Origin of the sequence: Dactylosporangium fulvum (assembly GCF_025137375.1) — a bacterium.
Lineage (GTDB): Bacteria > Actinomycetota > Actinomycetes > Mycobacteriales > Micromonosporaceae > Dactylosporangium > Dactylosporangium fulvum.
Genome location: NZ_CP073720.1, coordinates 926,818 through 953,114 on the forward strand (window position 1 = coordinate 926,818; position 26,297 = coordinate 953,114).

A 26,297-nucleotide genomic window follows, 5' to 3' on the forward strand; every position below is an offset into this window, starting at 1 on the left:
GCCGGCCGTGCGCGTCGTGCTCGTCAACGAAGGCACCTACCCGTACGTGACCGGCGGGGTCAGCACCTGGTGCGACCAGCTGGTGCGCGGACTGTCGGAGGTGCGGTGGGACCTCGTCGCCATTGTCGGCACCGAGCCCGACCGGCCCGCGACGGAGCTGCCCGGCAACGTCCGGTCGCTCACCGCGGTGCCGGTCTGGGGCGCACCACGGCCGGCGCGCGGCCGGCCGGAGCGGGCCGCCGCGCGCCTCTGCCGGGGCATGCTCGGCAGCACCGCGGCCGACCTGGTCATCTTCAGTGAGGGGCTGCGCGAGCTCGCGGCGCTCGCGCAGGAGAAGAAGGCGCGCTTCGGGCGTGGTGCCGGCCGGCATCCGCTGGCCGGCGCGCCGCTGGCCGACATCCTCCTGGACGCCTGGGCGCGGGCCCGGCTGGACGGGATCGCCCTGCCGCGCCTGACGCTTCGGGACGCGGACGAGGCGGCGGTACTGCTGGAGCACGCCCTCCGCCCGCTCGCCGCAACCCTGCCGGCCGACGCGGACCTGGTGCACGCCAACGCCAACGGCCTGTCCTCGATGGTCGCACTGGCCGCGAAGTGGCGCCTCGGCGTGCCGTTCCTGATGACCGAGCACGGCGTGTACCTCCGGGAGCGGTACCTCGCGGCCGGCGAACAGTCGGCCGGGGTGAAGACCGCGCTGCTGCGGTTCCACCGTGCTCTGGCCCGGCTCGCCTACTGGGAGGCCGACCTGGTCACGCCGGTCAGCGCCTTCAACGCCCGCTGGGCGGTCCGCCACGGCGCCGAGCCGGCGAAGCTCACGGTGATCGGCAACGGCGTCGACCCGGCCCGGTTCCCGCCGCTGGTCGACGAGCCGGCCGAGCCGGTGATCTCCTGGGTCGGGCGGATCGACCCGCTCAAGGACCTGGAGACGCTGATCCGGGCGCTCGCGATCGTGCGGCGGAGCGTCCCGGACGCCCGGCTGCACCTGGCCGGTCCGGTGCCGGCGGGCAACGAGGACTACGCCGCCGCCTGCCGCGCGGTCGCCGCCGAGATCGGCGTCGCCGGGGCGGTCACCTGGGCGGGCCCGTGCGCGTCGAGCCGCGAGGCGTTCGCGGTCGGGCAGGTCGCGGCCCTGTCGAGCATCTCGGAAGGCATGCCGTACACGGTCCTCGAGGCCATGATGTGCGGCCGGCCCACCGTGAGCACCGACGTCGGCGGGGTGGCCGAGGCGGTCGGCGACGCCGGGTTCGTCGTCCCGCCCCGGGACCCGGCGGCGTTCGCGGCGGCGTGTGTGTCGCTGCTGACCTCGCCGGAACTGCGCGCCACCACCGGCCACAGCGGACAGCGCCGGGCGATGGCGGAGTACACGCTGGACAGATGTCTGTCGGCCTACCGCGACCGGTACTTCCGGATGCTGACGCGGTTCGTCGCGCCGACCCGGATCTTGGTAACCGCATGAGCGCGGACTCCCTGCTGGTGGTGCCCGCGCAGCGGCGGCCGCCGCTCAGCGGTGCGCCGTTGCGGTTCGTCGGCCGGGTCACCACCGACCCGGTCGCCGCGCTCGCCGACCGCATGCGGGACGACTGCGTGGGCGCGGTCGACGTCGACGAGATCGCGGCGATCCTGGAGGCCAACGGGATCAACGATCGCGTGGCCCACCGCGAGTACGGCGAGCCGTCGGTGTTCGCGCTCGCCGGCCGGGTGGTCGCCCGCACGTACGACAACGCCGAGACCCTGACGTATCGGATCACCGCGGCCGACGGCCCGAGCACCCGCAAGTCGGTCGTGGACACGCTCGTCCGGGCGTTCATCTACCTGACCCCGCTCGCGATCGGCCTCGGCGCCTCGTCCGAGGTGGACGGTGTCGGCGACCTCGCCACCACCGGCACGCTGCTGCTCGGCTGGGGCGGCGGGCAGGCCCTCTCGTACCTCGGCTACCGCGCGCTGTCCGAGCGCGGGGGCACCGCCGCGGCCCGGCTCCTCGGCACCGGCTTCACCGCGCTGGCCGCGCTGTGGGCGCTCGTCCTGGTGCAGCAGGGCGCCCGCGCATACGCGGTGGCGGCGGTCCAGCTGGCGCTGTTCGCCGTCGCGTCGGTCGCCCTCGTCACCAACCGGGAGCGGATCGTCCTCGCCGCGGCGGCGCCCTGCTGGCTCGCCACCACGGGCATCGCGGCCGGCGCCGGCGGCCCGGCCGTGGTCGCGTTGCTGTGCGGGGTGGTGCTGGTCGTCGCGGTCGCCTACTGGCCGGTCGTCCGGGCCGACCGCACCCGCACGACGTCCCGCCGGCGGTGGCGGTCGTGGCGGTACGACATCGGCTACGCGGCGCTCTACGGGCTGGTCGGCACCGGTCAGGCGGCGCTGCTGCGGACCGTCGCCCTCGACGGCGTCGCACCGGACCGCCTGCCGGTCGAGGCGGTGCCGCTGCTGGTCGGGGTGCCGCTGATCGAACTGACCCTGGTGTGGCACCGGCGGCGCATCGCGCATGCCCGGGCGTCCCTGGCGGACCGGTTCGCGTTCGACCGGCAGCTCGCCGGGATCAGCGCCGGCACCGTCGCGGTGCTCGGCGTGCCGGTCGTCGTCGGCGCGCTGATCGCCGGCGCGGTGTGGCTCGGCACCCCGCCGCCGGGTGGCCAGGCGCTCGCCGCCGCCGTGCTGCTCACCGGCGTCTACGCGCTGTGCCTCGTCCTCGCCGCACATCGCCGGGCCGGCACCGCCGCGATCGTGGTGTGGTGGCCGACCCTGCTCGTGGCCGGCGTCGGACACTGGGCTCCGGCCCTGGTGCACGTGGCGCCCGCCTTCACCGAAACCCTCGCCGTCGCGACCCTGCTCGGAGCCGCCCTGCCGGGGCTCGCCGTGGCGGCGCTCGTCCTGCGCGACCCGGAGAGTTACCGATGATGCTCCTGCCGTTGTACGTCCACCCGCTCGCCGACCCCGGCGCGTGGGACGCCCTGTGCCGTGGTGGCGACCGGCCGACCGCGATCGTCAACGTCCACAACGGACCCGGTGCCGGCCGCGACGAGGTCTACACGGTCGCGACCGCGCGCCTGCACCGGTCCGGCGTGCGCATGCTCGGCTACGTGGACCTCGACTACGGCAACCGCGCCAACGGCGAGGTCTGGTGCGACATCGTCGGCTGGTCGCAGTACCCGGTCGGCGGGATCTTCTTCGACCAGGTGCCCGCCGACGCGGCCGGCCTGCGGTACGTGACCCAGGTCGTCCGGGCGGTTCGCGGCTCGGTGGTGCTCAACCCCGGCACCCGCTGCCTGCCCGGATACGCCGCGCTCGCCGACGTGGTGTGCACGTTCGAGGGTCCGTGGGAGTCGTACGTCGACGCGCCGCCCGCCTACGGGCTGCCGGACGGGCGCGACTGGCCGAACGCCGCGCACCTCGTCTACGGGGTGCCGGCCGAACAGCTCGGCACGGCGACCGCCCTGCTGCTGTCCCGCGCCCCGCACGGGCTGGTGACCGACCTGCGGGCGCCGCTGCCGTACGAGGGCCTGCCGAGCTCACTGCGCGCGCGGGCGGCCGTGCGATGACCGACCGCCGCCTGCGGTTCGTCCTGTGTGGACTGGTGCTGGCCGTGGTCGTCTACGCGGCCGCGTGCACCGGCGGCGGCCGGCAGGTCGACCCGTCCCGCCGGGCGCCGCAGACCGCCGGGGTCGGCCCGTCCGGCGTCGACGGCCTGGGCTCGGCCGGGCCCTCGGCGTCGTCGGCCTCCCAGGCCGCGGGTGCCCAGGCGGCCGGCTGGTGGCGGCCGACGGTTGGGCTGACCTGGCAGTGGCAGCTCACCGGCCCGCTCGACAAGGGCGTCGCGGCCGACGTCTACGACGTGGACGGCGCGAACACCTCGGCGGCCGACGTGGCGGCGCTGAAGGCGGCCGGACGCCGGGTCATCTGCTACGTCAACGCCGGCGCGCACGAGGACTTCCGCGCCGACGCGAAGAACTTCCCGGAGTCGGTACGGGGCAAGGGCCTGGACGGCTGGCCGGGGGAGCGGTGGCTGGACGTGCGCCGCTGGGACGTTCTCGAGCCGCTGCTGACCGCCCGGTTCAAGACCTGCAAGGACAAGGGGTTCGACGCGGTCGAGCCGGACAACATGGACGCCTACGCCAACAACAGCGGCTTTCCGCTGACCGCCGGCGACCAGCTGACCTTCAACCGCCGGGTGGCGGACCTGGCCCACCGGCTGGGTCTCGGCGTGGGGTTGAAGAACGACGTGGAGCAGGCGGCGGCGCTCGTCGGCTCGTTCGACTTCGCGGTCAACGAGGAGTGTGCGCGTTACGACGAGTGCGACGCGCTGAAGGTCTTCGTCGACGCCGGCAAGCCCGTCTTCCACGTCGAGTACGACGTAGCGACCACCACGTTCTGCCCGAAGACCCGGCAACTCCGCTTCTCGTCGATGAAAAAGAAGCTGGACCTGGACGCCTGGCGCGATCCCTGCTGACCTCTCCTCAACGGGAAGAGGTGTCGGCGAGGCCGCTGCGCTCGGCGATCGCCCGCATCGCACGCATGACGCCGTCGCGGCCCGGCGGCGGCGCCGCCCGGGTGGCGCTCGGCGCACGCAGGCCGTCGAGCATGAAGCTCAGGTTGCGCTGCCACGCGGCCGCCGCGGTGCGGGCCGTCCGTTCCAGCAGGCCGGCGTTGGCCATCAGCACCAGCACCACGTCCTCGTGCTGGAAGTCGGCCCGGAGTTCGCCGCTGGCCTTGGCCCGGTCGATCAGCTTCATCAGGCCGGCGTAGGCGCGGGCGCGCAGCCGCTCGACCTCGGGCATCTCGGCGACGCTCGCGGTCAGCAGATCGGCGAACGCCCGGTTCTCCGCCTGCCGGCCGCACAGGAACATCATGTGTCCGGTGAAGGCGTCCCAGGGGTCGGCGACCTGGAGGGCGCGCTCCGTCGCCATGACAACCTCGTGCAGCGTCTCGACGAACACCGCCGCGACGAGCTCGCAGCGATTCGGAAACCGCCGGTAGAGGGTGGCGTTGCCGACCCCCGCCCGGCGGGCGATCACATCGAGTGGCGCCTCCAGCCCGCGCTCGGCGAAAACGACCCGTGCGGTGTCGACCAACTGCCGGCGGTTGCGCTCGGCATCTGCTCGCAAACCCACCGTCCCCATGGGGACAGCATAAGCATCGAAGCGGGGACAAATCCCCGAGTCGGTGGCCAGGCGGTGGTCGAGTGCTGAACTGGCGAGATGCCGTTGTGGGGTCGGGTCGGTCGGTGAGTGACGGCTTTTGGCGGTCCGGGCAGAACTTTCTGCCGAGCCATCGAAAAATATGGACACATCGATCTGAGGGTCCTAGTGTGTCCACCACAACACTGGAGTGTTTCATCAATGTATCTGCTCGGCGCGGATGCGGAGATGGCAGCAACGGAGGTTGAACCGCAGCATCCCGCTACGGGCTCCGGCGCGGCGGCGCGCGCCCTGCCTGGCATGTTCAGTCAGGAGGGGACACAGTGGACCAGCAGCCCTCACGTCATCGATGGCAGCCAATGCGCAGGATTCTTGCCGCGGCGGGCGCCGCCATCGCCCTCGCCGCGTGCACGCTCTACGCGTCGCCGGCCGTCGCCGCCGACGCACCGTACGACGTGCTCGTCTTCTCCAAGACCGCCGGTTTCCGGCACGACTCGATCCCCGCCGGCATCCAGGCGATCCGCGATCTCGGCGCCGCGAACAGTTTCACGGTCACCGCCACCGAGGACGCGGCCGCGTTCACTACCGTGAACCTCGCCCAGTACGAGGCGGTGGTGTTCCTGAGCACCACCGGAGACGTGCTCAACGACACGCAGCAGGCGGCGTTCGAGTCGTACATCCGCGGTGGTGGCGGTTACGTGGGCGTCCACGCCGCTGCCGACACCGAGTACAGCTGGCCCTTCTACGGCCAATTGGTCGGGGCCTGGTTCGCCTCTCACCCGGCGATCCAGCAGGTCAACTCGAAGACCGAGAACCGGGCCCACCCGGCGACGGCGCACCTGCCGCAGACCTGGACCCGCACCGACGAGCTGTACAACTACCAGTCCAACCCGCGTTCGTCGGCCCGGGTGCTGGCGACGCTGGACGAGTCGTCGTACTCCGGTGGCTCGATGGGCGCCGACCACCCGATCACCTGGTGCAAGACCATCGACAGCGGACGCTCGTTCTACACCGGCTTCGGCCACACCCAGCAGTCGTTCACCGAGGCGAACTTCCGCAGCCAGCTGCTCGGCGGCATCCGCTACACGGCCAAACGGGCCAACGCCGACTGCCGGCCCGAGACGGGGTACACCACCCTCTACAGCGGCTCGACGACCGGCTGGGCGCAGTCCGGACCCGGCTCCTTCAGCAACTCCGACGCCACGCCGACGTCCGTCGGCGGGATGGGCCTGTTCTGGTACAACGCCAAGCAGTACACCTCGTACTCGCTGAAGGCGGACTGGCGGCTCACCGGGGACAGCAACTCCGGCATCTTCGTCGGGTTCCCCGACCCGGGCAACGACCCGTTCGTCGCGGTGAACCAGGGCTACGAGATCCAGATCGACGCCACCGACGCGGCCGACCGCACCACCGGCGCGATCTACGCGTTCAAGTCCGCCGACATCGCCGCGCGGGACGCCGCGCTCAACCCGCCGGGGGAGTGGAACACCTACGAGATCCTCGTCGAGGGCCAGCGGATCCGGGTGTACCTCAACGGCACGCAGATCAACGACTTCACGAACGCCGACCCCAACCGCAACCTCGACGGGTACATCGGCATCCAGAACCACGGCAGTGCCGACACCGTCGCGTTCCGCAACATCCGGATCAAGGAGCTGGGCGCGCCGCCGACCGGGGTCGGGCCGATCAAGGGCCTCGCGGGCAAGTGCCTCGACGTGCGCAGCAGCGGCACGGCCGACGGTACGCAGATCCAGCTGTACACGTGCAACGGCACGGGTGCGCAGACCTGGACGCGTAACGGTCAGACGCTGCGGGCGCTGGGCAAGTGCCTGGACGTGTCCGGTGGCGGCAGTGCCGACGGCACGAAGATCCAGTTGTGGACCTGCAACGGCACCGGGTCGCAGAACTGGGCGCCGAACGCCGACGGCACGCTGCGCAACCCGCAGTCGGGCAAGTGCCTGGACGTGTCGGGCAACAACTCCGCGGACAGCACGATCGTGCACCTGTGGACCTGCATCGCCGGCGCGGCGAACCAGAAGTGGACGCTGCCGTAACTCCTTGCGCAGGGCAGCGCCGAGCACCCCGGCAGCACTAGGCTGCCGGGGTGCTCAGGGTGCTGATGGTTGGTGTTCTCCTGCTCGGCGTGACCGCATGCGGTTCGTCATCCGACAAGTCGGACTCGGCCGCGGCACCGAGCGTCGAGACGCTGCCGTCGGTCACCGACTCGCCCGAGGCACCGCCGTCGCCCTCCGCGTCGCCGTCGCCGAGCGCCAAGCCGTCCAGCAAGAAGCCTGCTCCCAAGCCGTCGGCCACCCTGAAGAAGCCGGTGAACGCGGGCGGTGACACCGGCGGTGCCAAGCCCGTCAACCCCGGTGCCGACGGCGTCCCGATGAACGGCGCGGGCACCTTCACTGTCGCCTCCGGTGGGACCGAGGTCGTCGGTAGTGGTGCGACTCTGGTGAGGTATCGGGTGGAGGTTGAGGACGGTATCCAGTGGGGTGGCAATCCGGTTTGGACGCCGGTGAAGACCGCTGCCGAGGTCGAGCGGGCGATCGGTGCTCCGCGTGGCTGGACGCTGTCTGCCGAGCATCCGGTGACCTATGGCCCGAATAAGTTGGCCGATGCGAGTTGGTCGTTTCAGCGGGTGAGTGGCAACGACTACAGTGTCCGTCTGCGCCTGGCGACGCCCGGCACGGTGGACAAGTTGTGTGCCTCCGTCGGTGTCAGTACGCAGGGTATCTATTCGTGCCGTTACGGTCAGACGATCCTGCTCAATCTGCGCCGCTGGTTGAAGGGCATCGCCGGTCACCCCGGCGAGGACTTCCACGCCAACACGATCAACCACGAGATGGGCCATTTCCTGGGTTTCGACCACATGAAGTGCCCCGGCTCCGGCCCTGCCCCGATCATGCAGACTCAGACGATCGCGCTGAACGGCTGCACGATGAACTCGTTCCCGTTCACCGCCGACGGCACGTTCGTCCAGGGCCCCTGGGCCCCGTCCTGATCCTGACCTTTGCGCCCTAGGCCTTCAGGCGGCGCAGGAGGTCGATCACGTCTGCCTCGTATTCGCGCCACTCGCGGTCCGGCTTGAAGCCCAGCTCCGCGTTGACCTGCAGCAGGGGCTCGTTCTCCAGTGCGTTCCACGTCTGCACGTCGAGCAGGCCGGGCTCCGCCGCCCGCAGCTCGAACAGCATCCGCGCCTTGATCGCCCGGCTGATGCCGTAGCCGCGGTGGCTGGGGACCTCGATGGTGTCGTACTGGTCGGCGCGGGTCGGGCGCTGCGCCGGCACGACCACCTCGGTCAGGCCGGCGATCGTGTCCGTCGACTCGTGGACGGCCAGGACGATGTACGGCTTGAGGCCACGCGCGTGCAGGGTCGCCAGGCTCGCCCGCAGCCGCTCCGCATCGTACGAACTGGGGCGCAGTTCAAGATCTTCCACGACGGAGGCGCGGGCCGCCTCCTTCGCCGCCGCGTAGGCCGCGTAGTGCGACTCGGGCGGGCCGCCGGGGTGGTATTCGATGCGATATCCGGCGCTGATGCCGGCCGCCATCTCGCCGAGCCGCAGCCAGTCGACGCCGTTCAGGTCGAGCAGGTTGCGCATCTCGATGAACGCGCACTCGAAGCCGTGCGCCTCGAAGAACTTCACGCTCGGCGTGCCGCCGATGACCTCGACGCCGACCGACTCGAACCCCTCCTCGGCCGCACGCCGGGCGACGGCGGCGAGCAGGGCGGTGCCGACGTGGCTGCGCCGCGCCGACGGGACCACCGACAGCTCCAGGACGCCGATGTCCTCCAGCGCGAGCAGGCTGGCATGGCCCAGGATCTCGCCGGACTCCTCGATGGCCAGCCAGGACGTGCGCCGCTCACCCGGCATGGTGACCGAGAGATACTCCCGGAACATCGTGCTGCGCCAGGGCGGATCCTCGGGCACGTCGACCGCCACGATCTCGTTCAATGCCCGCAGCACTGCCTCGAGCTCGGCCGCGGACGCGGTCGCTGGGTCCCATTCGCGCACCCTCACCGCTTAAGCTTGCCCACCTTTGTGGCTGAGCGGAAGTACCAGAGCGCAGAGCGTGGCATTGATCTACCCGATCTGTCCGTGATCTCCCGGTCCGTCCGGCCTGCTGTCCGGCCTACTCCGTCCGGTCCCGGCGGCCGTAGTCGTTCGCCGCGTTGAAGACCGCCGCGCGGTACTCCTCCGGCACGTTGTATGCGTGGATCGCCGCGTTCCAGCCCTCCAGCGTCGAGAGGTCGCGCCCGTTGGCGCACAGGTAGACGGCGGCGGTCAGGGCCGCGTCATCGATGTCGTTGATGTCGATCACGCCGTCGTTGTCGGCGTCGACGCCGTACTGCTTCCAGGTGCTCGGCAGGAACTGCATCGCCCCGACGGCCCGATCCCAGGTGCGGTCGGTGTCGAGCTCGCCGTGGTCGGTGTCGGGGATGCGCTGGCGGTTGCTCTGGCCGTCGAGCGGCGGTCCGACGATGGTCGGGACCGACTTGCCGTCCTCCTGGAGCAGGGCGCCGTTGAACCGGCCGTGGTTGGACTCGATCTTGCCGATGCCGGCGAGGGTGGTCCACGTCAATTTGCATCTGGGCGTCGTGCGGGCGGTGATGAGCTCCGCATACCCGTACGCCTGCATCGCCACGGGTGGAATCTCCAGTTTCACGGCCCGCGGGGCGGCCCATGCGGCGAGCACGTCGGCCGGGCGCTCCTTGACGCCCGGGGGCGGGCTGAACGACGACGAGGCGGACGGCGCGTGGGGGATCGGTGCCCCACCCGTCTCGGGGCCGCTTCCGCCGATGTTGGTCCCGGAGGCCGTCGCCGACGCGCCGGCGCGCGGCTTCGCGGTGGCGGGCACGATGAACCGGCCGCCGACCCAGGCGACGCTGAGCGTCACGAGGATGATCAGGCCGCCGACGGTGATCCGGCCGGGGGGCCGGGCCGCCCAGAGCCGCACCGCCTCCCGGACGTCGGAGAACCGTCCCTGTTTCGACTCCAGAACGTAGCCGGGTGACTCTGGAGCGGCGTGCTTGGGGACGTGCGGCTGGCCCGGAACCTTCGGAGTTCCCGCACCCGGGCCGCTGTCCGGGACCGGAGGGCGGATCGTCGTCACGGAGAGTGTGTCCATTGTGGACGTCTGGTCGACCTCGGCGGCCGCTTCGTCCTTCGGGTCGGGAGCGCGGTCGTCGTTGCGTGCCACCGGTCGAGTATCCAGGATTCCCGCAAGCGTGTCACTGTCGCCTAACCTGTGAGAATGCCTCGTTACGAGTACCGCTGCCGGGCCTGTGGGGACACCTTCGAGGTCCAGCGTCCGATGCGTGACGCCAACGTGAAGACCGCCTGTCCCGCAGGCCACGACGACACCGTGAAGCTGCTGTCGACCATTGCGGTGGGTGGTGGCGGCGGTGGTGCGGCCGCGCAGCCGCGCCCTTCCGGCGGCGGTTGCTGCGGCGGCGCCTGCGGTTGCTGAAACATTGTTACAAATCGGTTTCGCATTTCGTCGGAGTCATTGCTCCGTACGGCTTTGATGTTGTGGCCTGTCGTGCCACAACCGTCTCCGCCGTGTTGTCGTTACGTCACGCGAAACCCACTCAAACTTTTCCCTCCGTTGCCGCTGACCTGCTCATACACCCGCCGTAAGGCGGGCTGGATCGACCTTGAGGGCTGACGGTGGGGGCCGTTTCTACGATGCGCGTGCACCCGGGGTGGGGAAATATGGGACACGCCTGAATAGGGGGAGGCGGAGGTTTCACGTGTCGGGGCGGACGCACCTGCCCAGCGGGCTGGTGACTTTTCTCTTCACCGACATCGAGGGCTCGACACGATTGGCCCAGATGCTCGGTGCGGGATACCGGCCTGTGCTCCACGAGCACCGGCAGGTGATTCGCCGCGCACTGTCCGAAGCGGATGGTGTCGAACTTTTCACAGAGGGTGACTCTTTGTTCGTCGCCTTCGCCGATGCCGCCGCCGCCCTTACCGCCTGCGCGGAGGCACAGCGCGCGCTCGCCGCCCACGACTGGCCGTCGCCCGAGGCCCGGCCCCGGGTCCGGATGGGCCTGCACACCGGTTTCGCCGAGCCGTACTGCGGTGAGTACACGTCACCGGAGGTCCACCGTGCCGCGCGAGTCGCCGCCGCCGCACACGGTGGCCAGGTGCTGTGCTCGGCCGCGACCGCCGCCCGCGTGGGGCTCGCCGAGACCCCGATGGTCGACGACGCCTGGCTGCTCGACCTGGGCCTGCACCGGCTGCGCGGCTTCGACGGCTGCGAGCGGATCTTCCAGCTGGTCGCGCCCGGCCTGGAGCGGCAGTTCCCCCGGCCGCGCACGATCGACGCGCCGGCACACAACCTGCCGGTGCAGACCACCCGGTTCATCGGCCGCGCGGCCGAGCGGGCCGCGGTCCGCGACCTGATCGGCCGGCACCGGCTGGTCACCGTCGTCGGGGCCGGCGGCGCCGGCAAGACCCGGGTGGCCGTCGAGGCCGCCGGCGAGCTGGTCGAGCAGTTCCGCGACGGGGTGTGGTTCGTCGACCTCAGCACCGTCGCGACCAGCGACCTCGTCGACGTCAACGTCGCCGCCGCACTGGGCCTGCGCCCCGAGCCCGGCCGCCCGGTCATCCAGACCGTCATCGACCACGCGCGCGGCCGGCGTTTTCTGCTCCTGCTCGACACCTCCGACGCGCAGCTGCCCGCCGCCCGCCGGCTGGTCGCGCGACTGCTCGCCGCCGGACCCGAGATCGCGGTGCTGGCGACCAGCCGCGAACCGCTGGGTCTCGCCGGCGAGGTCGTCTGGCGCATCCCGCCGCTGTCGGTCGAGGCCGCGAGCGGCGGCGGGTTCAGCGACGCCGTGGCCCTGCTCGTCGACCGGGCCGCCGCGGCCCGTGGCGGCCGCCCGGTCGAGCCCGGCGACATCGCCCAGCTCACCCGGGTCGCCGAGGCGCTGGAGGGCCTCCCGCTGGCGCTGGAGCTGGCGGCGGCCCGGCTCCGGCTGCTCACCGCCGCGCAGCTCGCCGAGCGCATCGACGACGTCCTCGGGATCCTCGACGCGGGCTCGGGCGGCGACATCGAGGCGTCCGACCGGCATCGGACCATGCAGGCGGCGGTGAGCTGGTCGTACCGCACCCTGGACCCGCGTGCCGCCCGGCTCCTGCGCTGGCTGTCCGTCTTCGCCAGCCCGGTCGACCTGCCCGCCATCGAGTGGCTGCACGACGGCGACCCGCTCGACCCCCTGGCGACCCTCGTCGACAAGTCGCTGCTGCAGGCCGAGGCGGGCGCGGCCGGCGCGACGTACCGCATGCTCGACCCGATCCGCGCCTACGCCGCCCGCCTGCTCCTCGACGCCGGCGAGGAGCAGGCCGCCCGCGAGCGGCACGTGGCCTGGTGCCTCGAGGCGGCCCACGACGCCTACCTCGACGCCGACGGGCGGCCGGTCACCCTGTCGCTCTACACCCTCGACCCGATCGCCGACGAACTGCGCGCGGCCCTGCAGTGGACCGTCACCCGGGGCAGCGCCCGCCAGGGACTGGCCCTCGCCGGGACGCTCGACCAGTGGTGGCGGGAGCGCGGGCTCGTTCGGGAAGGCCGGATGTGGCTCTTCCGGCTGTACGAGCGGATCAGCGCGACCGGCGAGCCGGTGCCGGACGCCGAGCTGGCCGCCGCGTACCACATGCACTCGCTGCACGCCGGCGCCGACGGCGAGACGGTCGAGGAGCTGCGGTTCTCCCAGCGGGCCGAGGCGGCCGCCCGCCGGGCCGGCGACCCCGGCCTCATCGCGCGCGTGCTCGCCGGCCGCGGCGCGCCGCTGCTCGACATGGGCCGCGTCGAAGAGGCCGAGCGCACCTGCCGCGACCTCATCGCCTGGGCGGAGGAGCAGGGGGTCGAGGCCGAGGCGCTGTTCGCCGTCTACGCCCTGGCCCAGATCCTCTGGCACCGGGGCGCTCTGGACGAGGCTGCCCACCTGCTGGCCGGCGCCCGCCCACTGGAGAACGGCCGGCCGCTGGAGCGCGGTCGCCGCACGGTCGACATGATGCTCGGCATGGTGGCGTTGTCCCGCGGCGACCTGGTGGCCGCGCACGACCACCTGATCGTGGCCCTGCGCTCGCGGATGGGCTACGGCTTCCATCTGCGGGTCTGCGAGACCCTCAGCGCCATCGCGGTCCGCTGCGCCCTCGGCGGCGACCACGAGACGGCCGCCCAGCTGTTCGGGGCAGCCCAGGCCGCTCGTGTCCGCCTGCGCTGCTCCGCCGGGGCGTTCGGCGCCTACTGGACCGAGCAGCAGGCGGCCCTGCGCGCGGCGATGGGGGATGCGGCCTTCGACGCGGCCTACGCCGCGGGCGGCGCGTTGAGCCTGGAGGAGTCGGTGGCGACGGCCCTGACGATCGAGCATCCCGATCTGGTGGCCGGCTCGATCCGCTTCTCCGCGGTCGAATAGGAGCTCCTGACCCAAATGGGGTGGCGGTGTCCGAGGGGTTACCCCGATTCGCCGCCACCCCACCTCAGGGAGGGCTCGCCGGCCGTGGCCGGTTCGCGTGGTACTGCCGTTGAGACGCGTCAGTCCGCGCGAAGGTTGCCTCAGTCCTCCTCGGGGTCCTGATTGGCCTCCGCACCCAGCACATACGCCTGCATCGCCAGCTCGTCGCCGGACGGCCACACGAACGTAGGCAGCTCCGCCGGCCCGAGATCGCGAACGTAGCTCCAGAAGATGCGCACCGCCTCGGCCGGCGTGGCCGCCTCGATCGGCAGGTCGACACTGACCAGCCAGGTCCGCCGCTCCGTGCCGGCCGGCCGCACCCGGGAGGTCACCGAGCTGTATGCGGCCTCGTCGAGCGGGTGGACCCCGACCGCCAGCTCCGCAGGGGGCGTCTGGGGGAAGGGGATCGGGGCGTCGAGGAGATTGACCGTGTACTGCAGGGTGCCGGCGCCGTCGGAGCGGGCCAGCCCGAACACCACCGGCTCCTCGGCGGCCGCCACCAGCAGCGCCTCGTCACCGGCGGGCAACTCGCCGGCCGCCCCCGGCACGGTGAGTGCGTCGGCGCCGTAGAGGCGCTCCGACTCGTACTGCTCGGGGGAGACCACGACCGTCCATTTCGCCATGACCCAATTCCATCACGGCGTCAGCGGTGCTCCACGGTCCATCCGTACTGGTCGGCCCACTGCTCCGCGCGATCGAGCATGTCGAAGATGAAGTCGGTCTTCGCGCGGGTGTAGCCCTCGCGGTCGTCGGCGAAGCGGATCGCCAGGCGGCGCTTCACCTGGGCGTAGGCGTCGACGGCCAGGTCGTGCGCGCGCAGGAAGTCGACGAACAGCAGCTGGACCCGCTCGTGGGACGAGCCGCTCGACGTCACGTGCACGTGCCTGGTGCGCGGCGGGGTCGCCGGCCGGAAGAACGACCAGCGGGCCGCCGCGTCGCGGTGTGCGAGCGCCATGCCGGTCGACTCGACGCCCGGCCGGTAGACCTCCTGGTCGTGCTCGTCGGCGACGACCACCAGGATGTCGATGACGTTCTTCGCGGCCAGCCCCGGCACCGCCGTGGAGCCGATGTGCTCGATGCGCAGGGCGACCGGGCCCAGGGCGTCGGCCAGCTCGTCGCGGTAGTAGGCGAACTTCGCCGGCCAGCTCTGGTCATAGTCGACCAGGTCGAGTGGGCCGCCGTAATCCGCGGCGAACTCGGCGGTCATCTCGTTTCACACTCCAGTCGCCCAGGTGCAGCACCGGCTCATCGTCCGTCGGGATCATGGCTGCTCGAGCTGCACAAAACAAGAGGCGACATGATCGTTGACCATGCCGGTGGCCTGCATGAGGGCATAGGCGGTGGTCGGGCCGACGAACCGGAACCCGTGGCGTTTCAGCTCTTTCGCCATCGCCTTCGATTCCGCGGTCGTCGCCGGAACGGCGGAGAAATCCGCAGGTCGCGGGCGGGGTGGATCGGGTGCGAACGACCACAGGAGGGCCGCGATCCCGCCGGGCAGCTCGGCCGCCGCGCGAGCGTTGGCGATCGCGGCCTCGATCTTCGCCCGGTTGCGCACGATGCCCGCGTCGGCGAGCAGCCGGTCGACGTCGGACTCGCCGAATGCGGCGACTTTTTCGATCTCGAAGCCGGCGAAGGCGGCCCGGAACGCGGTGCGCTTGCGCAGAATCGTGATCCACGCCAGGCCCGACTGGAACGCCTCGAGCGTCAGCCGCTCATACAACCCGTTGTCGTCCCGGATCGGCCGACCCCACTCGGAGTCGTGATACTCGAGATAGTCGGGCGTCGAGCCCGCCCACGCGCACCTGGCCAGCCCGTCGGTGCCGACCACCACATCACCCATGCCTCGGAACCTACTCTGCGGCTACGACAGTTCTTCCGCTCCGGGTGCGCCGGTCCTACGACAGCTCGCCGTTCTCCACCATGCGGGCGAAGCGGCGCAGCGCGCCGGTCAGGCCGGCCTTGGAGCCCGGCCACAGCAGCGGCCAGGCGACCTTGCCCGCCGGGCCGGCCGGCAGGTGGAACCACTCGTGCCAGACCACCTGTGTCCGGTCGGTGCCCAGCGGCGTGCAGCGCAGCACGCCGGGGCCGCGCAGCACCTTGCCGTGGTGCACGACCCGCACCTCGAACGGCGGGTCGATCTTCACCACCCGCATGAGGTCACGCAGGACCGCGGGGCCGACCTGGGTGACCGCCTCGATCTGGCTGCCCTCACCCCCGTCGCCGGACAGCACGTTGACCTTCGTGAACGGGATCCACTCGCTCTGCCGCGGCCAGTCGACGAGCGCGGCGAAGACGACCTCGGCCGGTGCGTTGACGATCACCGTGGCGGTGACCTCGCCGGTGCCCGGCCGTTCCGCTTCGCTATAGGTCACTTCACCACCGGGGACGGGTGGCCCCAGGAGTCGTCGGCGGAGACGCCCCAGCTGTTGCCGTCGGCGTCCGGCCGGTCGTCCGCCGCAGGCTCGTCGAAATCGGCTACTTCATCAGTCTTGCCGGTTTTGTCGTTCTTCTCGGACTTCTCGGACTTCTCGGCTTTTTCGGCCACGGCCGTCCCGCCCGCGCCCGACACGGCCGCCTCGCGCGCGTCGCGCAATGCGTCGGCGTCCTCGGTGCGGCCCTCGCGGAGCGCCTTGATCTCCGCCTCCAGGACCTGGATCAGCTCCTCCTTGTAGCCGATGTCGTAGCCGGCGCGCCGCAGCGCCGTGTCGACCTGGGCCATCCGATAACCCCGGATCGTGGTGTCGAACCGCAGCTGCCCGACGTCGCCCTCGACCAGCGGGCGCGACGACGGCAGGGGCACCGCGCGTCCGTCGGGCTCATGTCCTTCGATCCCCGGGTCGTCACCGGTGATCAACAGCGACACGCCGAACCCGATGGCCCCGACGACCACAGCGGCGATCAACACCAGGAGGAACTCAGCCATAGGGGGAATCGTGGCACGCTGAATGAGCCTGGGCGACCCCGGCACACCCATCTGAAGGAAACGTGGAGGCCATCAACGATGTTTCGGCTGGGCAGCAGGCAGTTCGCGGACGGCGACTATGCGGTGATGGCGATCGTGAACCGGACACCGGACTCGTTCTTCGACCGGGGCGCCACGTTCGCGGAGGACGCCGCGCTGCGGGCGGTCGAGAACGCGGTCGCCGACGGCGCGGACATCATCGACATCGGCGGCGTGAAGGCCGGCCCGGGCAACACGGTCGACGCGGCCGAGGAACTGCGCCGGACGCTGCCGACGGTGCAGGCGGTCCGGCGGCGCTTCCCCGACGTGGTCATCTCGATCGACACCTGGCGGGCCGAGGTGGCCCGGGAGGTCATCGCGGCGGGCGCCGACCTGATCAACGACACCTGGGCCGGCGCCGATCCGGCCCTGGCCGAGGTGGCCGCCGAGACCGGCGCGGGACTGGTGTGTTCCCACGCGGGCGGGCTGACCCCGCGCACCCGTCCCCACCGGGTCGCGTTCCAGGATCCGGTCGAAGATGTCGTACGGACCGTGACGTCCCTGGCGGAACGTGCCGTCGCCCTGGGCGTGCGTCGTGACGGCATCCTCATCGACCCGGCGCACGACTTCGGCAAGAACACCCGCCACTCGCTGGCCATCACCAACCGCCTGGGGGAGTTGACCGCGACCGGCTGGCCCGTGCTGGTCGCGCTGTCGAACAAGGACTTCATCGGCGAGGCCCTCGACCTGCCGGTCGGTGAGCGGCTGGAAGGCACGCTCGCGGCGACCGCGGTGTCGGCGTGGCTGGGTGCCCGGGTGTTCCGCGCGCACCAGGTGAAGGAGACCCGCCGGGCCCTCGACACGGTGGCCGCGATCCGGGGCGATCGCCAGCCCGCGGTGTCCCGCCGCGGCCTGGCCTGAGCGCCGCGGCCGGCATCGTCCGGGGTCGACGTCGGTGCCATTGCCGCGAATGGCGGCCTACGTCCACCTCAGGATGTTCTTGCGCCACGCGTAGAGAATGCCGAGCGCGAGCACGGCGACGAAGATCGCCATCTCGATGACGACCGCCGCGCCGTATTCCGGCCGGTCGAACACCATTGCCCAGGGGAAAAGGAAAACACTCTCAACCGCAAACAGTGCGTACAAATAGGCATACACGTAGTAGCGGATCTGTGCCTGTGCCCAGTCTCCGCCGACCGGGTCGAGCCCGCACTCATACGTGTCGTACTTGCCGCTCTGGGTGGCGATGCTGTCGGCTGTTCGGCGTGGACCCAGCACCCGGTTGGCTGCGAACGCGACGACGAACACCGCGGCTCCCACCAGAAGCAGGAGGCCGAGCGTCGCATAACCGCCCAGATATCCACTCACAATACGTACCGTACACGCGTCATCACGATCTCCGACATGCCGAAAATCTGAACTCTCTAGATAATGGGCTTTCTTGCCGGAGTGCAACGAAGTGCCCCGGCCGTCACTGAGACGAGACCAGAAGGACACCCCCTTATGGAAGCACCCGCGGGCCACCGCACCCGGTGGCGGCTGCGTGCCGGCTCCCTCGTCGTCCTGGCAACCGTCTGCTCCCTGGTCTTCGTCGCTCCGGCGCACGCGGAACCGGGAGCGGGCGAGTCGAGCTCGCCACCGGCGGAGGTCCCGACGTCGGATCCACCGGTGACCGAAGAGCCCACCACCCAGGCGCCCACGTCGGATGCCCCGACCTCCCAACCGGCCACCCAGGCGCCGCCATCGCCGGTGGTCGTCCACGCCTTCAAGATGTACGTCAGCGACGTCGAGGTCGGCGACGCCTACTGGCAGGGCGACGGCGCGGCCGAGATGGTCATCGCGGTGCAGAACGTCGGCAGCAACGTCGGCGACGACATCATCACCGGCTACTACGTCTTCCCCGGCGGGACCCAGGCCACCGGGGCGTACGGCACCGACGGCTGCCAGGTGAACAACGGTGCGCTGAGCTTCCGCTGCAGCCTCGGCGAGCGCAAGATCGGCAGGGTCGTCGTCAAGGTCAACGTCGACCCGGGTGCCTGGAAGCTGGCGGGCAGCGGCTCCGTGACCGCCGCCGTCGCCGGTGCCCCGGCCAAGACCCGCAGCTTCGCGATCGTCTTCAAGAGCCAGCCGCCGACGCCGGGCATCGCGCTGTCCGCCTCCCAGCCGCAACTGCCCGCCGTGGCCACCCCGCAGGCCCAGACCGCCCAGCTGCAGGTCAAGCTCCGCAACACCGGCGCAGCCAAGGGCTCCGGCGCCGTCGAGCTGGTCACCCCGTCCGGCGTCGACCTCACCTCGTTCCCGTCCGTCTGCCGCACCCGCCGCAAGCTCGAGAACAACCGCTACCGCTGCGAGTTCGGCGAGGTCGCGGCCGGCAAGGAGATCACGGCCGGGTTCGGCCTGTCGGTCAGCGCCGAAGCCCGGGAGGAGCTGCCACTGACCGGTGCCGTCCACGGCTACCTGGCCCCGATCGGCCAGGACACGATCGAGACGCGCGCCAACTACCGGATCAGCGCGCCGCCGGTCGCCGGCGAGTCGCCGCTGCCCACCGACGTGCCCGCGTCGCCGCTGGTCGCTCCCGCCGCGGCCGGCGGGAAAGCGGACGCCGGCGACGGCGGCTCGGGCGGCGACCTGCTCTCCGGCGTCCGACTGTCCAGCGCGCCGGTTCTCGGCGGCATCATCGGGCTGGTCGCGCTGCTGGGCTTCCTGGTCGTGTTCTCGCTGCGCCGGCGCATGCGCGACGACCGCGACGAGCTGGCCGCCGACGAGGTCGAGGACGTGGTGCTCGTGCCCGCGGGCGGTATAGGAGAGGACCGCACCCCGCTGTTGGCGCCGCGGTCGCCGGTCCCGCGCGCGCTCACCCTGCCACGCCTGCCGTCGGGCCCGATCGCCGGCTCGGGGTTCCGGTCCCGTGACGAGTCCCGTGACGATGGCCGCGACGGTTCCGAAGACTAGGGATGTGTCCGAAAGGGCGGCCGGTTCGCCCGGTCGCCCTTTGACACTCGCCCGTCCGCCCGAAATATGCTGATGGGCGACCCGTGCACCTTGCCGGCGACGATGCGGTGAGCGAAGCAGCGGGATCTGCCCCACATCAGAGACCTGTGTCGCAGGCGACAGGCCCCGGCCGACGTACCCTCTGGATGTAGGTAAGCTCCACCCCCGCCCCGCCGGTTCAACAGGGAGGTCAGCTCACGTGACCAAGCAGGTCCGCCAGCTGGATCGAGTGGTCATCAGGTTCGCTGGCGACTCCGGTGACGGTATGCAGCTCACCGGTGACCGGTTCACCTCGGAGACCGCCCAGCTCGGCAATGACATCTCGACGTTGCCGAACTTCCCCGCCGAGATCCGGGCCCCCGCGGGCACGCTGCCGGGTGTCTCGAGCTTCCAGGTGCACTTCGCCGACTTCGACATCCTCACCCCCGGTGACGCCCCGAACGTGCTCGTGGCGATGAACCCGGCGGCGCTCAAGGCCAACCTGGCCGACCTGCCGAAGGGCGCGTCGATCATCGTCAACACCGACGAGTTCACCACGCGAAACCTGGCCAAGGTCGGTTACGCCGCCAACCCGCTCGAGGATGGCTCGCTCGACGGCTGGTCGGTCGCCCCGGTCGGGCTGACCTCGATGACCGTGAAGGCGCTCGAGTCGTTCCAGATCTCCAAGAAGGACGCCGAGCGGGCGAAGAACATGTTCGCGCTCGGCCTGCTCTCGTGGATGTATTCCCGGCCGCACGAGTCGACGCTCTCCTTCCTGGAGCGCAAGTTCGCCGCGCGTCCTGAGCTGGTCGCCGCCAACGTGGCCGCGTTCAAGGCCGGCTGGAACTTCGGTGAGACCACCGAGAACTTCGCCGTCCGTTACGAGGTGAAGCCGGCCCGCATGGTGCCGGGCAACTACCGCAACATCACCGGCAACGCGGCGCTCGCGCTGGGCATCGTCGCCGCGGGTGTACGGTCCGGGCTGCCCGTCTTCCTCGGCGCCTACCCGATCACCCCGGCCTCCGACATCCTTCACGAGCTGTCGAAGCACAAGAAGTTCGGCGTGACCACCGTGCAGGCCGAGGACGAGATCGCCGCCATCGGCGTGGCGCTCGGCGCCTCCTACGGCGGCGCGCTCGGCGTCACTACCACGTCCGGCCCGGGCGTCGCCCTCAAGGGCGAGACGATCTCCCTCGCCGTGGCGCTGGAGCTGCCGCTGGTGATCATCGACGTGCAGCGCGCCGGCCCGTCGACCGGCCTGCCGACCAAGACCGAGCAGGCCGACCTCAACATGGCGCTGTTCGGCCGGCACGGCGAGGCGCCGGTCGCGGTGCTCGCCCCGCGCTCACCCGCCGACTGCTTCACCACCGCGCTGGAGGCGGCGCGCATCGCGCTGACCTACCGCACCCCGGTGATCCTGCTGTCCGACGGTTACATCGCCAACGGCTCCGAGCCCTGGCGGCTGCCGGAGGTCGCCGACCTGCCCGACCTGCGTGTGGAGTTCGCCACACAGCCCAACGCGGAGGACGGCAAGACCTTCCTGCCGTATCTGCGCGATCCGCAGACCCTGGCCCGGCCGTGGGCCGTCCCGGGCACGCCCGGGCTGGAGCACCGCATCGGCGGCCTGGAGAAGGCCGACAAGACCGGCGACATCTCGTATGACCCGGCCAACCACGACTTCATGGTCCGCACCCGCGCCGCCAGGATCGAGAACATCGAGGTGCCCGACGTCGAGGTCGAGGACCCCGACGGCACCGCCCGCGTCCTCGTGCTCGGCTGGGGCTCGACCTACGGGCCCATCGGCGCCGCCGCCCGCGCACTGCGCCAGCGCGGCCTGCCGATCGCGCAGGCGCACCTGCGGCACCTGTCGCCGATGCCGAAGAACCTCGGTGACGTGCTCAAGTCGTACGACAAGGTGGTCATCCCGGAGATGAACCTCGGCCAGCTCGCCGGAGTGATCCGGTCGAGGTTCCTGGTCGACGCGATCGCCTACAACCAGGTCCGCGGACTGCCGTTCACCGCCGCCGAACTGGAAGGCGTGCTCGAGGAAGTGGTCAAGAATGCCTGACACCCCTGTCGCGCTGAAGCTGACGGCCAAGGACTTCAAGTCCGACCAGGAGGTCCGCTGGTGCCCCGGCTGCGGGGACTACGCGATCCTGGCCGCCGTCCAGTCCTTCATGCCCGAACTCAACATCCCGCGTGAACGGATCGTCTTCGTCTCCGGGATCGGCTGCTCCTCGCGGTTCCCGTACTACATGAACACCTACGGCATGCACTCGATCCACGGCCGCGCGCCGGCGATCGCGAGCGGCCTGTCGGTGTCCCGCCCCGACCTGTCGGTCTGGGTCGTCACCGGCGACGGCGACGCGCTGTCCATCGGTGGCAACCACCTGATCCACGCCCTGCGCCGCAACGTCAACCTGAAGATCCTGCTGTTCAACAACAGGATCTACGGCCTGACCAAGGGGCAGTATTCGCCGACCTCGGAGATCGGCAAGATCACGAAGTCGACGCCGGCCGGCTCGGCCGACTCGCCCTTCAACCCGATCTCGCTGGCGCTGGGCGCCGAGGCCAGCTTCGTGGCCCGGACCATCGACTCCGACCGCAAGCACCTGCAGTCGGTGCTGCGTGCCGCCGCCGAGCACCGCGGCTCGGCCTTCGTCGAGATCTACCAGAACTGCAACATCTTCAACGACGGCGCCTTCGAGGTCCTGAAGGACGCGGGCACCCGCGACGACTACATCATCCGGCTCGAGCACGGCCAGCCGATCACGTTCGGCAAGGACGGCGAGTGGGCGGTCACCCACCCGCCGGGCGGCTTCGGCCTCTCGGTGGTGCCGACGGCATCGGTGAGCCCGGACGAGATCGTGGTGCACGACCAGACGGTTTCCGAGCCGGCGTATGCGTTCGCCCTGTCCCGCCTGCCCGGCCTCGACCTGCGCAACACCCCGATCGGCGTGTTCCGCTCGGTCGACCGCCCCGCCTACGACGACCTGGTCCGCGAGCAGCTCGAGACCGCGAAGTCCAAGGCGAAGGGCACCCCGGAGGAAGAACTCGGCGCGCTGCTCACCAGCGGCGACACCTGGACGATCCTCTAGCCAACTCACCGGCCGCGCGGCCCGACCCGCATCACCGGGAAGGCCGCGCGCGCCCCGCTTATGCGCCGAACCGGCCCTGGGCACAGCCTGGGGCCGGTTCAGTCTGCAATGACCATCGCGCCGGCTCGGCTCGGCCTGGCTCGGCTCGGCCTGGTCCGGCCTGGTCCGGCCTGGTCCGGCTCGGTCCGGCTCGGCTCGGCCTCACGGGCTGGTCCCGGCTTACGGGCTGGCCCCGGTGGCCCTTGTGGCCCGGCGGCTCCAGGTGGCCGGTCGGGTTGGTGCGGTGACTGGCCTGGTGGCCTCATTGGCTGCCCCGTACCGGCACGGTGGCCTTCATGGGCGTCGGGCTGGCTCGGCGGAATAGGTCGGTCGGGCTGGCGTGGTGGCCTCACAGGCCGGTCTGGTTGGTGCGGTGGTCGGGCCTGGTTGGCCTCACCGGCCAACTCTGCTGGCGCAGAGGTCGGCCTGGTGGTCTTGCGGGCCGACTCTGCTGGCGCGGTGGCCTTCACGGGCGCCGGGCTGGCACGGGTGGCCTTGCTAGCCGGTTGGACAGGCGCGGTGGCCAGTCTGGTGGCCCTCCTGGCCGACCCCGCCGGCGCGGCGCCCTCACTGGCCGGCGCACCCTGTCCGGCCACCCAGCGCTTCGCTGGTCAGCTCATCCCAAATGGCCACCCCGACGCTTCGGCGACCCCGCTCGGCCCTCATGCGGCCATGCCGGCGCTCGCCGGCCCAGTCCGGCCCCTTGCGGTCTCGCCGACCGGCTCGGCCCTCATGCGGCCACGCCGGCGACTCGGCGGCCGGTCCGGTCCCATGCGGCCTCGCCGGTCAGCTCGGCGACTCGCCGGCCGGTCCGGTCCGTGCGGCCATCCGGCCGGCGACTCGCAAGGCTGGCTCACCGTCAAGCGGCCACGCCGCCGCCTGAAGGGGGCGCCGATCGCACGGTCGACCCCGCTGCGGGTGGCCTACGCGGACGCGGACTCCAGCCAGCGGGTCAGCATCCGCACGCCCCAGCCGGTCGCGCCCTTCGTCAGTTCGCCGTCTGCCGAATCGGCCCAGGCGGGTGACGACATGTCGAAGTGGACCCAGTTGTTGCGCAAGGTGCCGGTGAACTCGCGCAGGTACAGGGCCGCCAGCAGGGAGCCGGCGCCGATGTCGGTCGAGTTGACCAGGTCGGCGATGTCGCCGTCCAACTCTTTGGCGTAGTCGTCGAGCAGCGGCATCCGCCAGACCGCCTCACCCGCGGCCGCCGCCGCGTCGGTGAACTCGTCGGCCAGGGTGTCGCTGTGGCTGTACATCGCCGCGGTGCGCTTGCCCAGGGCCACACCCTGCGCGCCGGTCAGTGTGGCCAGGTCGACGATGACGTCCGGCCGGAGCCGCCGCACCGCGTAGGCCATCGCGTCGCCCAGCACCAGCCGCCCTTCGGCGTCGGTGTTGAGCACCTCGCTCGTGATGCCGCCATAGTGCTGGATCACGTCACCGGGGCGCATCGCGTCGGCGCCGATCGCGTTCTCGGCCAGCGGCGCCAGGGTGGTGATCCGCAGTGGGAGCCGCATCGCGGCCGCGGCCAGGGTCGCACCGACCACCGCGGCCGCCCCGCCCATGTCCTTGCGCATGAGCTTCATCCCGGACAGCGGCTTGATGCAGACGCCGCCGGTGTCGAACGTGATGCCCTTGCCGATCAGCACGACGTGCCGCCGTGCCCCCCGCGGGCGCCAGGACATCTCGACCAGCCGCGGCCCGCGCGTCGAGCCCCGCCCGACCGCCAGGATCGCGTTGAAGCCCTGCTCGGCGAGGGCTGCCGGGTCGCGGACCGACACCGTCAGCTGCGGCACCCCGGAGGCGGCCTTCTCGACCCGCCTCGCCAACCACGCCGGGGTCTTCCGGTCACCGGGTGTGTTGGTCAGGTCCCGGGCCAGCATCGTCGACACCGCGACCGCCCTGGCCCGCTCCAGGGCCTCGGCGTGCTCCTCGGAGGCGTCCAGCACCACCGTGACACGCCGAAGCTCGGCTGGTGACGAGGTCGACAGCTCGTAGCGGTACGACGCCAGCCACAGCCCCTCCGCCAGACCACGCACAGCGGCGGGCGGCAACTCAGCTGGTACCACCACGATCAAGGCCGGCTCGGAACGCGCCGACTTGGCGAGTGCCGCCCCCGCCGAGCGCCAGCCGGCCTCGTCGCCGTCGCCGATCCCCACGAACAGCAGCCGCGACGGCTGCCGGCCGGGGCGGGGCAGCCTGTGCACGGAGCCGGCCGACCCGGAGTGCTCGACGTCCTCCAGGAACGCCGTGCACTCGTCCAGGTCGGCCGGGCCGAACCGGAGCTTCGGAACCGAGCCGAGCAGCGAGACCGCCGTGGAGGGCTCGCCGGACGGCACGACGACAGCCACCGCGGCGGAGGCGCTACGGGCTGCGGCGAACCTGATGTCCAGCAAGGAAACCCCCATTGCAGAGCGCACACTGAAGGGAGCGACCACCGGGGCCACTCCGACACACCTCAAGTGGAAGACTCAGCCGGTGGCGGTCTTCAACGCCTCACTGAGCTCGTTGGCCTCATCCTTGGTCATCTCGACGACAAGCCGCCCACCACCCTCAAGCGGGACCCGCATGACGATGCCGCGGCCCTCCTTGGTGACCTCCAGCGGACCGTCGCCCGTCCGCGGCTTCATGGCCGCCATGTTGTCTCCCTTCGCTTCCTGATGTCCCAGACATCAGGTGGCACAGCCGTCCCCGCATGCGCGCGCGCCTGCTCACGGGGCCCGACCAAGACCCGTTGGCTCCGTGACGAACGCACCAACCGATGATTTTCCCTGATGATGGCCCCAAGACCCAAACCGGGACGCGAACCTTGTGACAATTCCTGGCGGGAAATGCCGGTCAACTGTCACAATAAGCGGCCATGCAGGCCCGGTCCGCCCTCTTCGACCTCTATGGCGACCACCTTCGCCCACGCGGTGGGCGGGCCGCCGTCGCGGCTCTCGTGCGCCTGCTCGCTCCCCTCGGCATCGCCGCCCCGGCCGTGCGCACTGCGGTGTCGCGGATGGTCCGGCAAGGCTGGCTTCACCCTCTACGCTTACCGACCGGTCCCGGCTACGGCATCACCCCGAAGGCGGCACGGCGCCTGGACGCGGCCGGTGCCCGCATCTACCGCACCGGCAACGAGCACGGATGGGACGGGCACTTCGATCTCATCATGCTCGAACCGCCGCAGCACCGTGGCGCGCGGGCGAGACTTGTCGCGAATCTCGGATTTCTTGGCTACGGCTCGATCGATGGCTTGACCTGGATCGCCCCACGTCCGGGTGAAGGGGTGGACACGCTGCTCACCGAGGCCGGTGTCCGGTTCGACCGGTTCCGCGCCGCCCACGTCGGCGGCACGGCCGGCGCCGCCGGGTTGGTCGAGCGCGCCTGGGACCTGACCGCCATCGCCGCCGCCTACTACGAGTTCGTCGATCGGCTCACCCCGCTGGTCGCGAGCGTCGGGCCGGGCACGTCCGACGAGCAGGCCTACGCGGTGCGGTTCACGCTCGTCCATGCCTGGCGGGCGTTCCTGTTCCGCGATCCGCAACTGCCCGCCGACCTGCTGCCGGAGAACTGGGCGGGTATCACGGCCGCGGCCTTCTTCGACCGGCATGCCAGTCGCCTCCGCCCGGCCGCCGACCGATACGTTGACCATTGCCTGAGTGTGTGAG

Annotated in this window: 24 protein-coding genes; 13 read left to right on the forward strand and 11 right to left on the reverse strand. The window is 71.3% G+C overall.

Annotated elements, in window-relative coordinates; translation table 11 throughout:
• The first annotated feature begins 7 nt into the window (after window positions 1–7).
• The 4 genes from pelF to Dfulv_RS04305 are packed head-to-tail and all read left to right on the forward strand — an operon-like array spanning window position 8 to window position 4,438.
• The gene (pelF, locus tag Dfulv_RS04290; RefSeq protein WP_259861300.1) at window positions 8–1,453 is read left to right on the forward strand and encodes a GT4 family glycosyltransferase PelF; all 1,446 of its coding nucleotides are present in this window, start codon (window positions 8–10) and stop codon (window positions 1,451–1,453) included.
• A complete protein-coding gene (locus tag Dfulv_RS04295) occupies window positions 1,450–2,889 on the forward strand; it encodes a hypothetical protein (RefSeq protein ID WP_259861301.1) in 1,440 nt (479 codons plus the stop codon). The genes pelF and Dfulv_RS04295 overlap by 4 nt, the downstream gene beginning before the upstream one ends.
• Window positions 2,886–3,530, forward strand: coding sequence for a spherulation-specific family 4 protein (locus tag Dfulv_RS04300; RefSeq protein WP_259861302.1), 645 nt, complete (start codon window positions 2,886–2,888; stop codon window positions 3,528–3,530). Before Dfulv_RS04295 ends, Dfulv_RS04300 begins: the two co-directional genes overlap by 4 nt.
• Complete coding sequence (locus Dfulv_RS04305) at window positions 3,527–4,438, forward strand: endo alpha-1,4 polygalactosaminidase (protein ID WP_259861303.1); 912 nt, start codon at window positions 3,527–3,529, stop codon at window positions 4,436–4,438. The genes Dfulv_RS04300 and Dfulv_RS04305 overlap by 4 nt, the downstream gene beginning before the upstream one ends.
• 7 nt (window positions 4,439–4,445) lie before the next feature.
• Here Dfulv_RS04305 and Dfulv_RS04310 read toward each other — a convergent pair whose 3' ends face one another.
• Window positions 4,446–5,108 carry a TetR/AcrR family transcriptional regulator gene (locus tag Dfulv_RS04310; RefSeq protein WP_259861304.1) on the reverse strand — a complete coding sequence of 221 codons (663 nt, stop codon included), beginning with the start codon at window positions 5,106–5,108 and terminating at the stop codon, window positions 4,446–4,448.
• 377 nt (window positions 5,109–5,485) lie between these two features.
• Between Dfulv_RS04310 and Dfulv_RS04315 the strand changes: the two genes are divergently transcribed.
• On the forward strand, window positions 5,486–7,180 hold the full coding sequence (locus Dfulv_RS04315) for a ThuA domain-containing protein (RefSeq protein ID WP_259861305.1): 1,695 nt from the start codon (window positions 5,486–5,488) through the stop codon (window positions 7,178–7,180).
• Window positions 7,181–7,230: 50 nt separating this feature from the next.
• Entirely contained in the window at window positions 7,231–8,133 is a 903-nt protein-coding gene (locus tag Dfulv_RS04320; protein ID WP_259861306.1) for a DUF3152 domain-containing protein, read from the forward strand.
• Window positions 8,134–8,149: 16 nt separating this feature from the next.
• On the opposite strand, the gene Dfulv_RS04325 is transcribed toward Dfulv_RS04320, so the two are convergent.
• On the reverse strand, window positions 8,150–9,151 hold the full coding sequence (locus Dfulv_RS04325) for a GNAT family N-acetyltransferase (RefSeq protein WP_259861307.1): 1,002 nt from the start codon (window positions 9,149–9,151) through the stop codon (window positions 8,150–8,152).
• Between the two features lie 112 nt (window positions 9,152–9,263).
• Window positions 9,264–10,331 carry a lytic transglycosylase domain-containing protein gene (locus tag Dfulv_RS04330; protein WP_259861308.1) on the reverse strand — a complete coding sequence of 356 codons (1,068 nt, stop codon included), beginning with the start codon at window positions 10,329–10,331 and terminating at the stop codon, window positions 9,264–9,266.
• Window positions 10,332–10,385: 54 nt separating this feature from the next.
• Here Dfulv_RS04330 and Dfulv_RS04335 point away from each other — a divergent pair, with 54 nt between their 5' ends.
• Together Dfulv_RS04335 and Dfulv_RS04340 are read left to right on the forward strand one after the other, a co-directional pair.
• A complete protein-coding gene (locus Dfulv_RS04335) occupies window positions 10,386–10,601 on the forward strand; it encodes an FmdB family zinc ribbon protein (protein WP_259861309.1) in 216 nt (71 codons plus the stop codon).
• 283 nt (window positions 10,602–10,884) lie between these two features.
• A complete protein-coding gene (locus tag Dfulv_RS04340) occupies window positions 10,885–13,560 on the forward strand; it encodes an adenylate/guanylate cyclase domain-containing protein (RefSeq protein WP_259861310.1) in 2,676 nt (891 codons plus the stop codon).
• 140 nt (window positions 13,561–13,700) lie between these two features.
• On the opposite strand, the gene Dfulv_RS04345 is transcribed toward Dfulv_RS04340, so the two are convergent.
• Genes Dfulv_RS04345 through Dfulv_RS04365 form a run of 5 tightly spaced genes read right to left on the reverse strand, consistent with a single transcriptional unit; the run spans window position 13,701 to window position 16,522 of the window.
• Window positions 13,701–14,222, reverse strand: coding sequence for a hypothetical protein (locus tag Dfulv_RS04345; RefSeq protein ID WP_259861311.1), 522 nt, complete (start codon window positions 14,220–14,222; stop codon window positions 13,701–13,703).
• Window positions 14,223–14,242: 20 nt separating this feature from the next.
• A complete protein-coding gene (locus tag Dfulv_RS04350; RefSeq protein WP_259861312.1) occupies window positions 14,243–14,806 on the reverse strand; it encodes a GrpB family protein in 564 nt (187 codons plus the stop codon).
• Window positions 14,807–14,860: 54 nt separating this feature from the next.
• Window positions 14,861–15,439 (reverse strand): DNA-3-methyladenine glycosylase I, encoded by a 579-nt coding sequence (locus Dfulv_RS04355; protein WP_259861313.1) that lies wholly within the window; start codon window positions 15,437–15,439, stop codon window positions 14,861–14,863.
• Window positions 15,440–15,494: 55 nt separating this feature from the next.
• Window positions 15,495–15,971: an SRPBCC family protein gene (locus Dfulv_RS04360; RefSeq protein WP_259861314.1), complete on the reverse strand. Its 477-nt coding sequence runs from the start codon at window positions 15,969–15,971 to the stop codon at window positions 15,495–15,497.
• Window positions 15,968–16,522 carry a DivIVA domain-containing protein gene (locus Dfulv_RS04365; protein ID WP_259861315.1) on the reverse strand — a complete coding sequence of 185 codons (555 nt, stop codon included), beginning with the start codon at window positions 16,520–16,522 and terminating at the stop codon, window positions 15,968–15,970. The genes Dfulv_RS04360 and Dfulv_RS04365 overlap by 4 nt, the downstream gene beginning before the upstream one ends.
• A 78-nt stretch (window positions 16,523–16,600) precedes the next feature.
• On the opposite strand from Dfulv_RS04365, the gene folP reads away from it, so the two are divergent.
• Window positions 16,601–17,461 carry a dihydropteroate synthase gene (gene folP / locus Dfulv_RS04370; protein WP_259861316.1) on the forward strand — a complete coding sequence of 287 codons (861 nt, stop codon included), beginning with the start codon at window positions 16,601–16,603 and terminating at the stop codon, window positions 17,459–17,461.
• A 57-nt stretch (window positions 17,462–17,518) separates the two neighbouring features.
• Here folP and Dfulv_RS04375 read toward each other — a convergent pair whose 3' ends face one another.
• A complete protein-coding gene (locus Dfulv_RS04375; RefSeq protein ID WP_259861317.1) occupies window positions 17,519–17,908 on the reverse strand; it encodes an NADH-quinone oxidoreductase subunit A in 390 nt (129 codons plus the stop codon).
• Window positions 17,909–18,208: 300 nt separating this feature from the next.
• Here Dfulv_RS04375 and Dfulv_RS04380 point away from each other — a divergent pair, with 300 nt between their 5' ends.
• From Dfulv_RS04380 to Dfulv_RS04390, 3 genes are all read left to right on the forward strand, one after another.
• Complete coding sequence (locus Dfulv_RS04380) at window positions 18,209–19,492, forward strand: hypothetical protein (protein WP_259861318.1); 1,284 nt, start codon at window positions 18,209–18,211, stop codon at window positions 19,490–19,492.
• Between the two features lie 238 nt (window positions 19,493–19,730).
• Window positions 19,731–21,578: a 2-oxoacid:acceptor oxidoreductase subunit alpha gene (locus tag Dfulv_RS04385; RefSeq protein WP_259861320.1), complete on the forward strand. Its 1,848-nt coding sequence runs from the start codon at window positions 19,731–19,733 to the stop codon at window positions 21,576–21,578.
• Window positions 21,571–22,608 carry a 2-oxoacid:ferredoxin oxidoreductase subunit beta gene (locus Dfulv_RS04390; RefSeq protein WP_259861321.1) on the forward strand — a complete coding sequence of 346 codons (1,038 nt, stop codon included), beginning with the start codon at window positions 21,571–21,573 and terminating at the stop codon, window positions 22,606–22,608. The genes Dfulv_RS04385 and Dfulv_RS04390 overlap by 8 nt, the downstream gene beginning before the upstream one ends.
• Before the next feature lie 962 nt (window positions 22,609–23,570).
• Here Dfulv_RS04390 and Dfulv_RS04395 read toward each other — a convergent pair.
• Window positions 23,571–25,040 carry a leucyl aminopeptidase family protein gene (locus Dfulv_RS04395; RefSeq protein ID WP_259861322.1) on the reverse strand — a complete coding sequence of 490 codons (1,470 nt, stop codon included), beginning with the start codon at window positions 25,038–25,040 and terminating at the stop codon, window positions 23,571–23,573.
• 75 nt (window positions 25,041–25,115) lie between these two features.
• Window positions 25,116–25,283 (reverse strand): DUF3117 domain-containing protein, encoded by a 168-nt coding sequence (locus tag Dfulv_RS04400; RefSeq protein ID WP_081971220.1) that lies wholly within the window; start codon window positions 25,281–25,283, stop codon window positions 25,116–25,118.
• Window positions 25,284–25,504: 221 nt separating this feature from the next.
• Between Dfulv_RS04400 and Dfulv_RS04405 the strand changes: the two genes are divergently transcribed.
• Window positions 25,505–26,296 (forward strand): PaaX family transcriptional regulator, encoded by a 792-nt coding sequence (locus tag Dfulv_RS04405; protein ID WP_259861323.1) that lies wholly within the window; start codon window positions 25,505–25,507, stop codon window positions 26,294–26,296.
• Window position 26,297 lies beyond the last annotated feature (1 nt).

Bases quoted from the DNA above. Each gene is read 5' to 3' on its own strand.
- Dfulv_RS04400 (WP_081971220.1), bottom strand. From the start codon at position 25,283: ATGGCGGCCATGAAGCCGCGGACGGGCGACGGTCCGCTGGAGGTCACC.
- Dfulv_RS04310 (WP_259861304.1), bottom strand. From the start codon at position 5,108: ATGGGGACGGTGGGTTTGCGAGCAGATGCCGAGCGCAACCGCCGGCAG.
- Dfulv_RS04315 (WP_259861305.1), top strand. From the start codon at position 5,486: ATGCGCAGGATTCTTGCCGCGGCGGGCGCCGCCATCGCCCTCGCCGCG.
- Dfulv_RS04350 (WP_259861312.1), bottom strand. From the start codon at position 14,806: ATGACCGCCGAGTTCGCCGCGGATTACGGCGGCCCACTCGACCTGGTC.
- Dfulv_RS04365 (WP_259861315.1), bottom strand. From the start codon at position 16,522: ATGGCTGAGTTCCTCCTGGTGTTGATCGCCGCTGTGGTCGTCGGGGCC.
- Dfulv_RS04295 (WP_259861301.1), top strand. From the start codon at position 1,450: ATGAGCGCGGACTCCCTGCTGGTGGTGCCCGCGCAGCGGCGGCCGCCG.
- Dfulv_RS04345 (WP_259861311.1), bottom strand. From the start codon at position 14,222: ATGGCGAAATGGACGGTCGTGGTCTCCCCCGAGCAGTACGAGTCGGAG.
- Dfulv_RS04355 (WP_259861313.1), bottom strand. From the start codon at position 15,439: ATGGGTGATGTGGTGGTCGGCACCGACGGGCTGGCCAGGTGCGCGTGG.
- folP (WP_259861316.1), top strand. From the start codon at position 16,601: ATGTTTCGGCTGGGCAGCAGGCAGTTCGCGGACGGCGACTATGCGGTG.
- Dfulv_RS04405 (WP_259861323.1), top strand. From the start codon at position 25,505: ATGCAGGCCCGGTCCGCCCTCTTCGACCTCTATGGCGACCACCTTCGC.
- Dfulv_RS04300 (WP_259861302.1), top strand. From the start codon at position 2,886: ATGATGCTCCTGCCGTTGTACGTCCACCCGCTCGCCGACCCCGGCGCG.
- Dfulv_RS04305 (WP_259861303.1), top strand. From the start codon at position 3,527: ATGACCGACCGCCGCCTGCGGTTCGTCCTGTGTGGACTGGTGCTGGCC.
- Dfulv_RS04390 (WP_259861321.1), top strand. From the start codon at position 21,571: ATGCCTGACACCCCTGTCGCGCTGAAGCTGACGGCCAAGGACTTCAAG.
- Dfulv_RS04335 (WP_259861309.1), top strand. From the start codon at position 10,386: ATGCCTCGTTACGAGTACCGCTGCCGGGCCTGTGGGGACACCTTCGAG.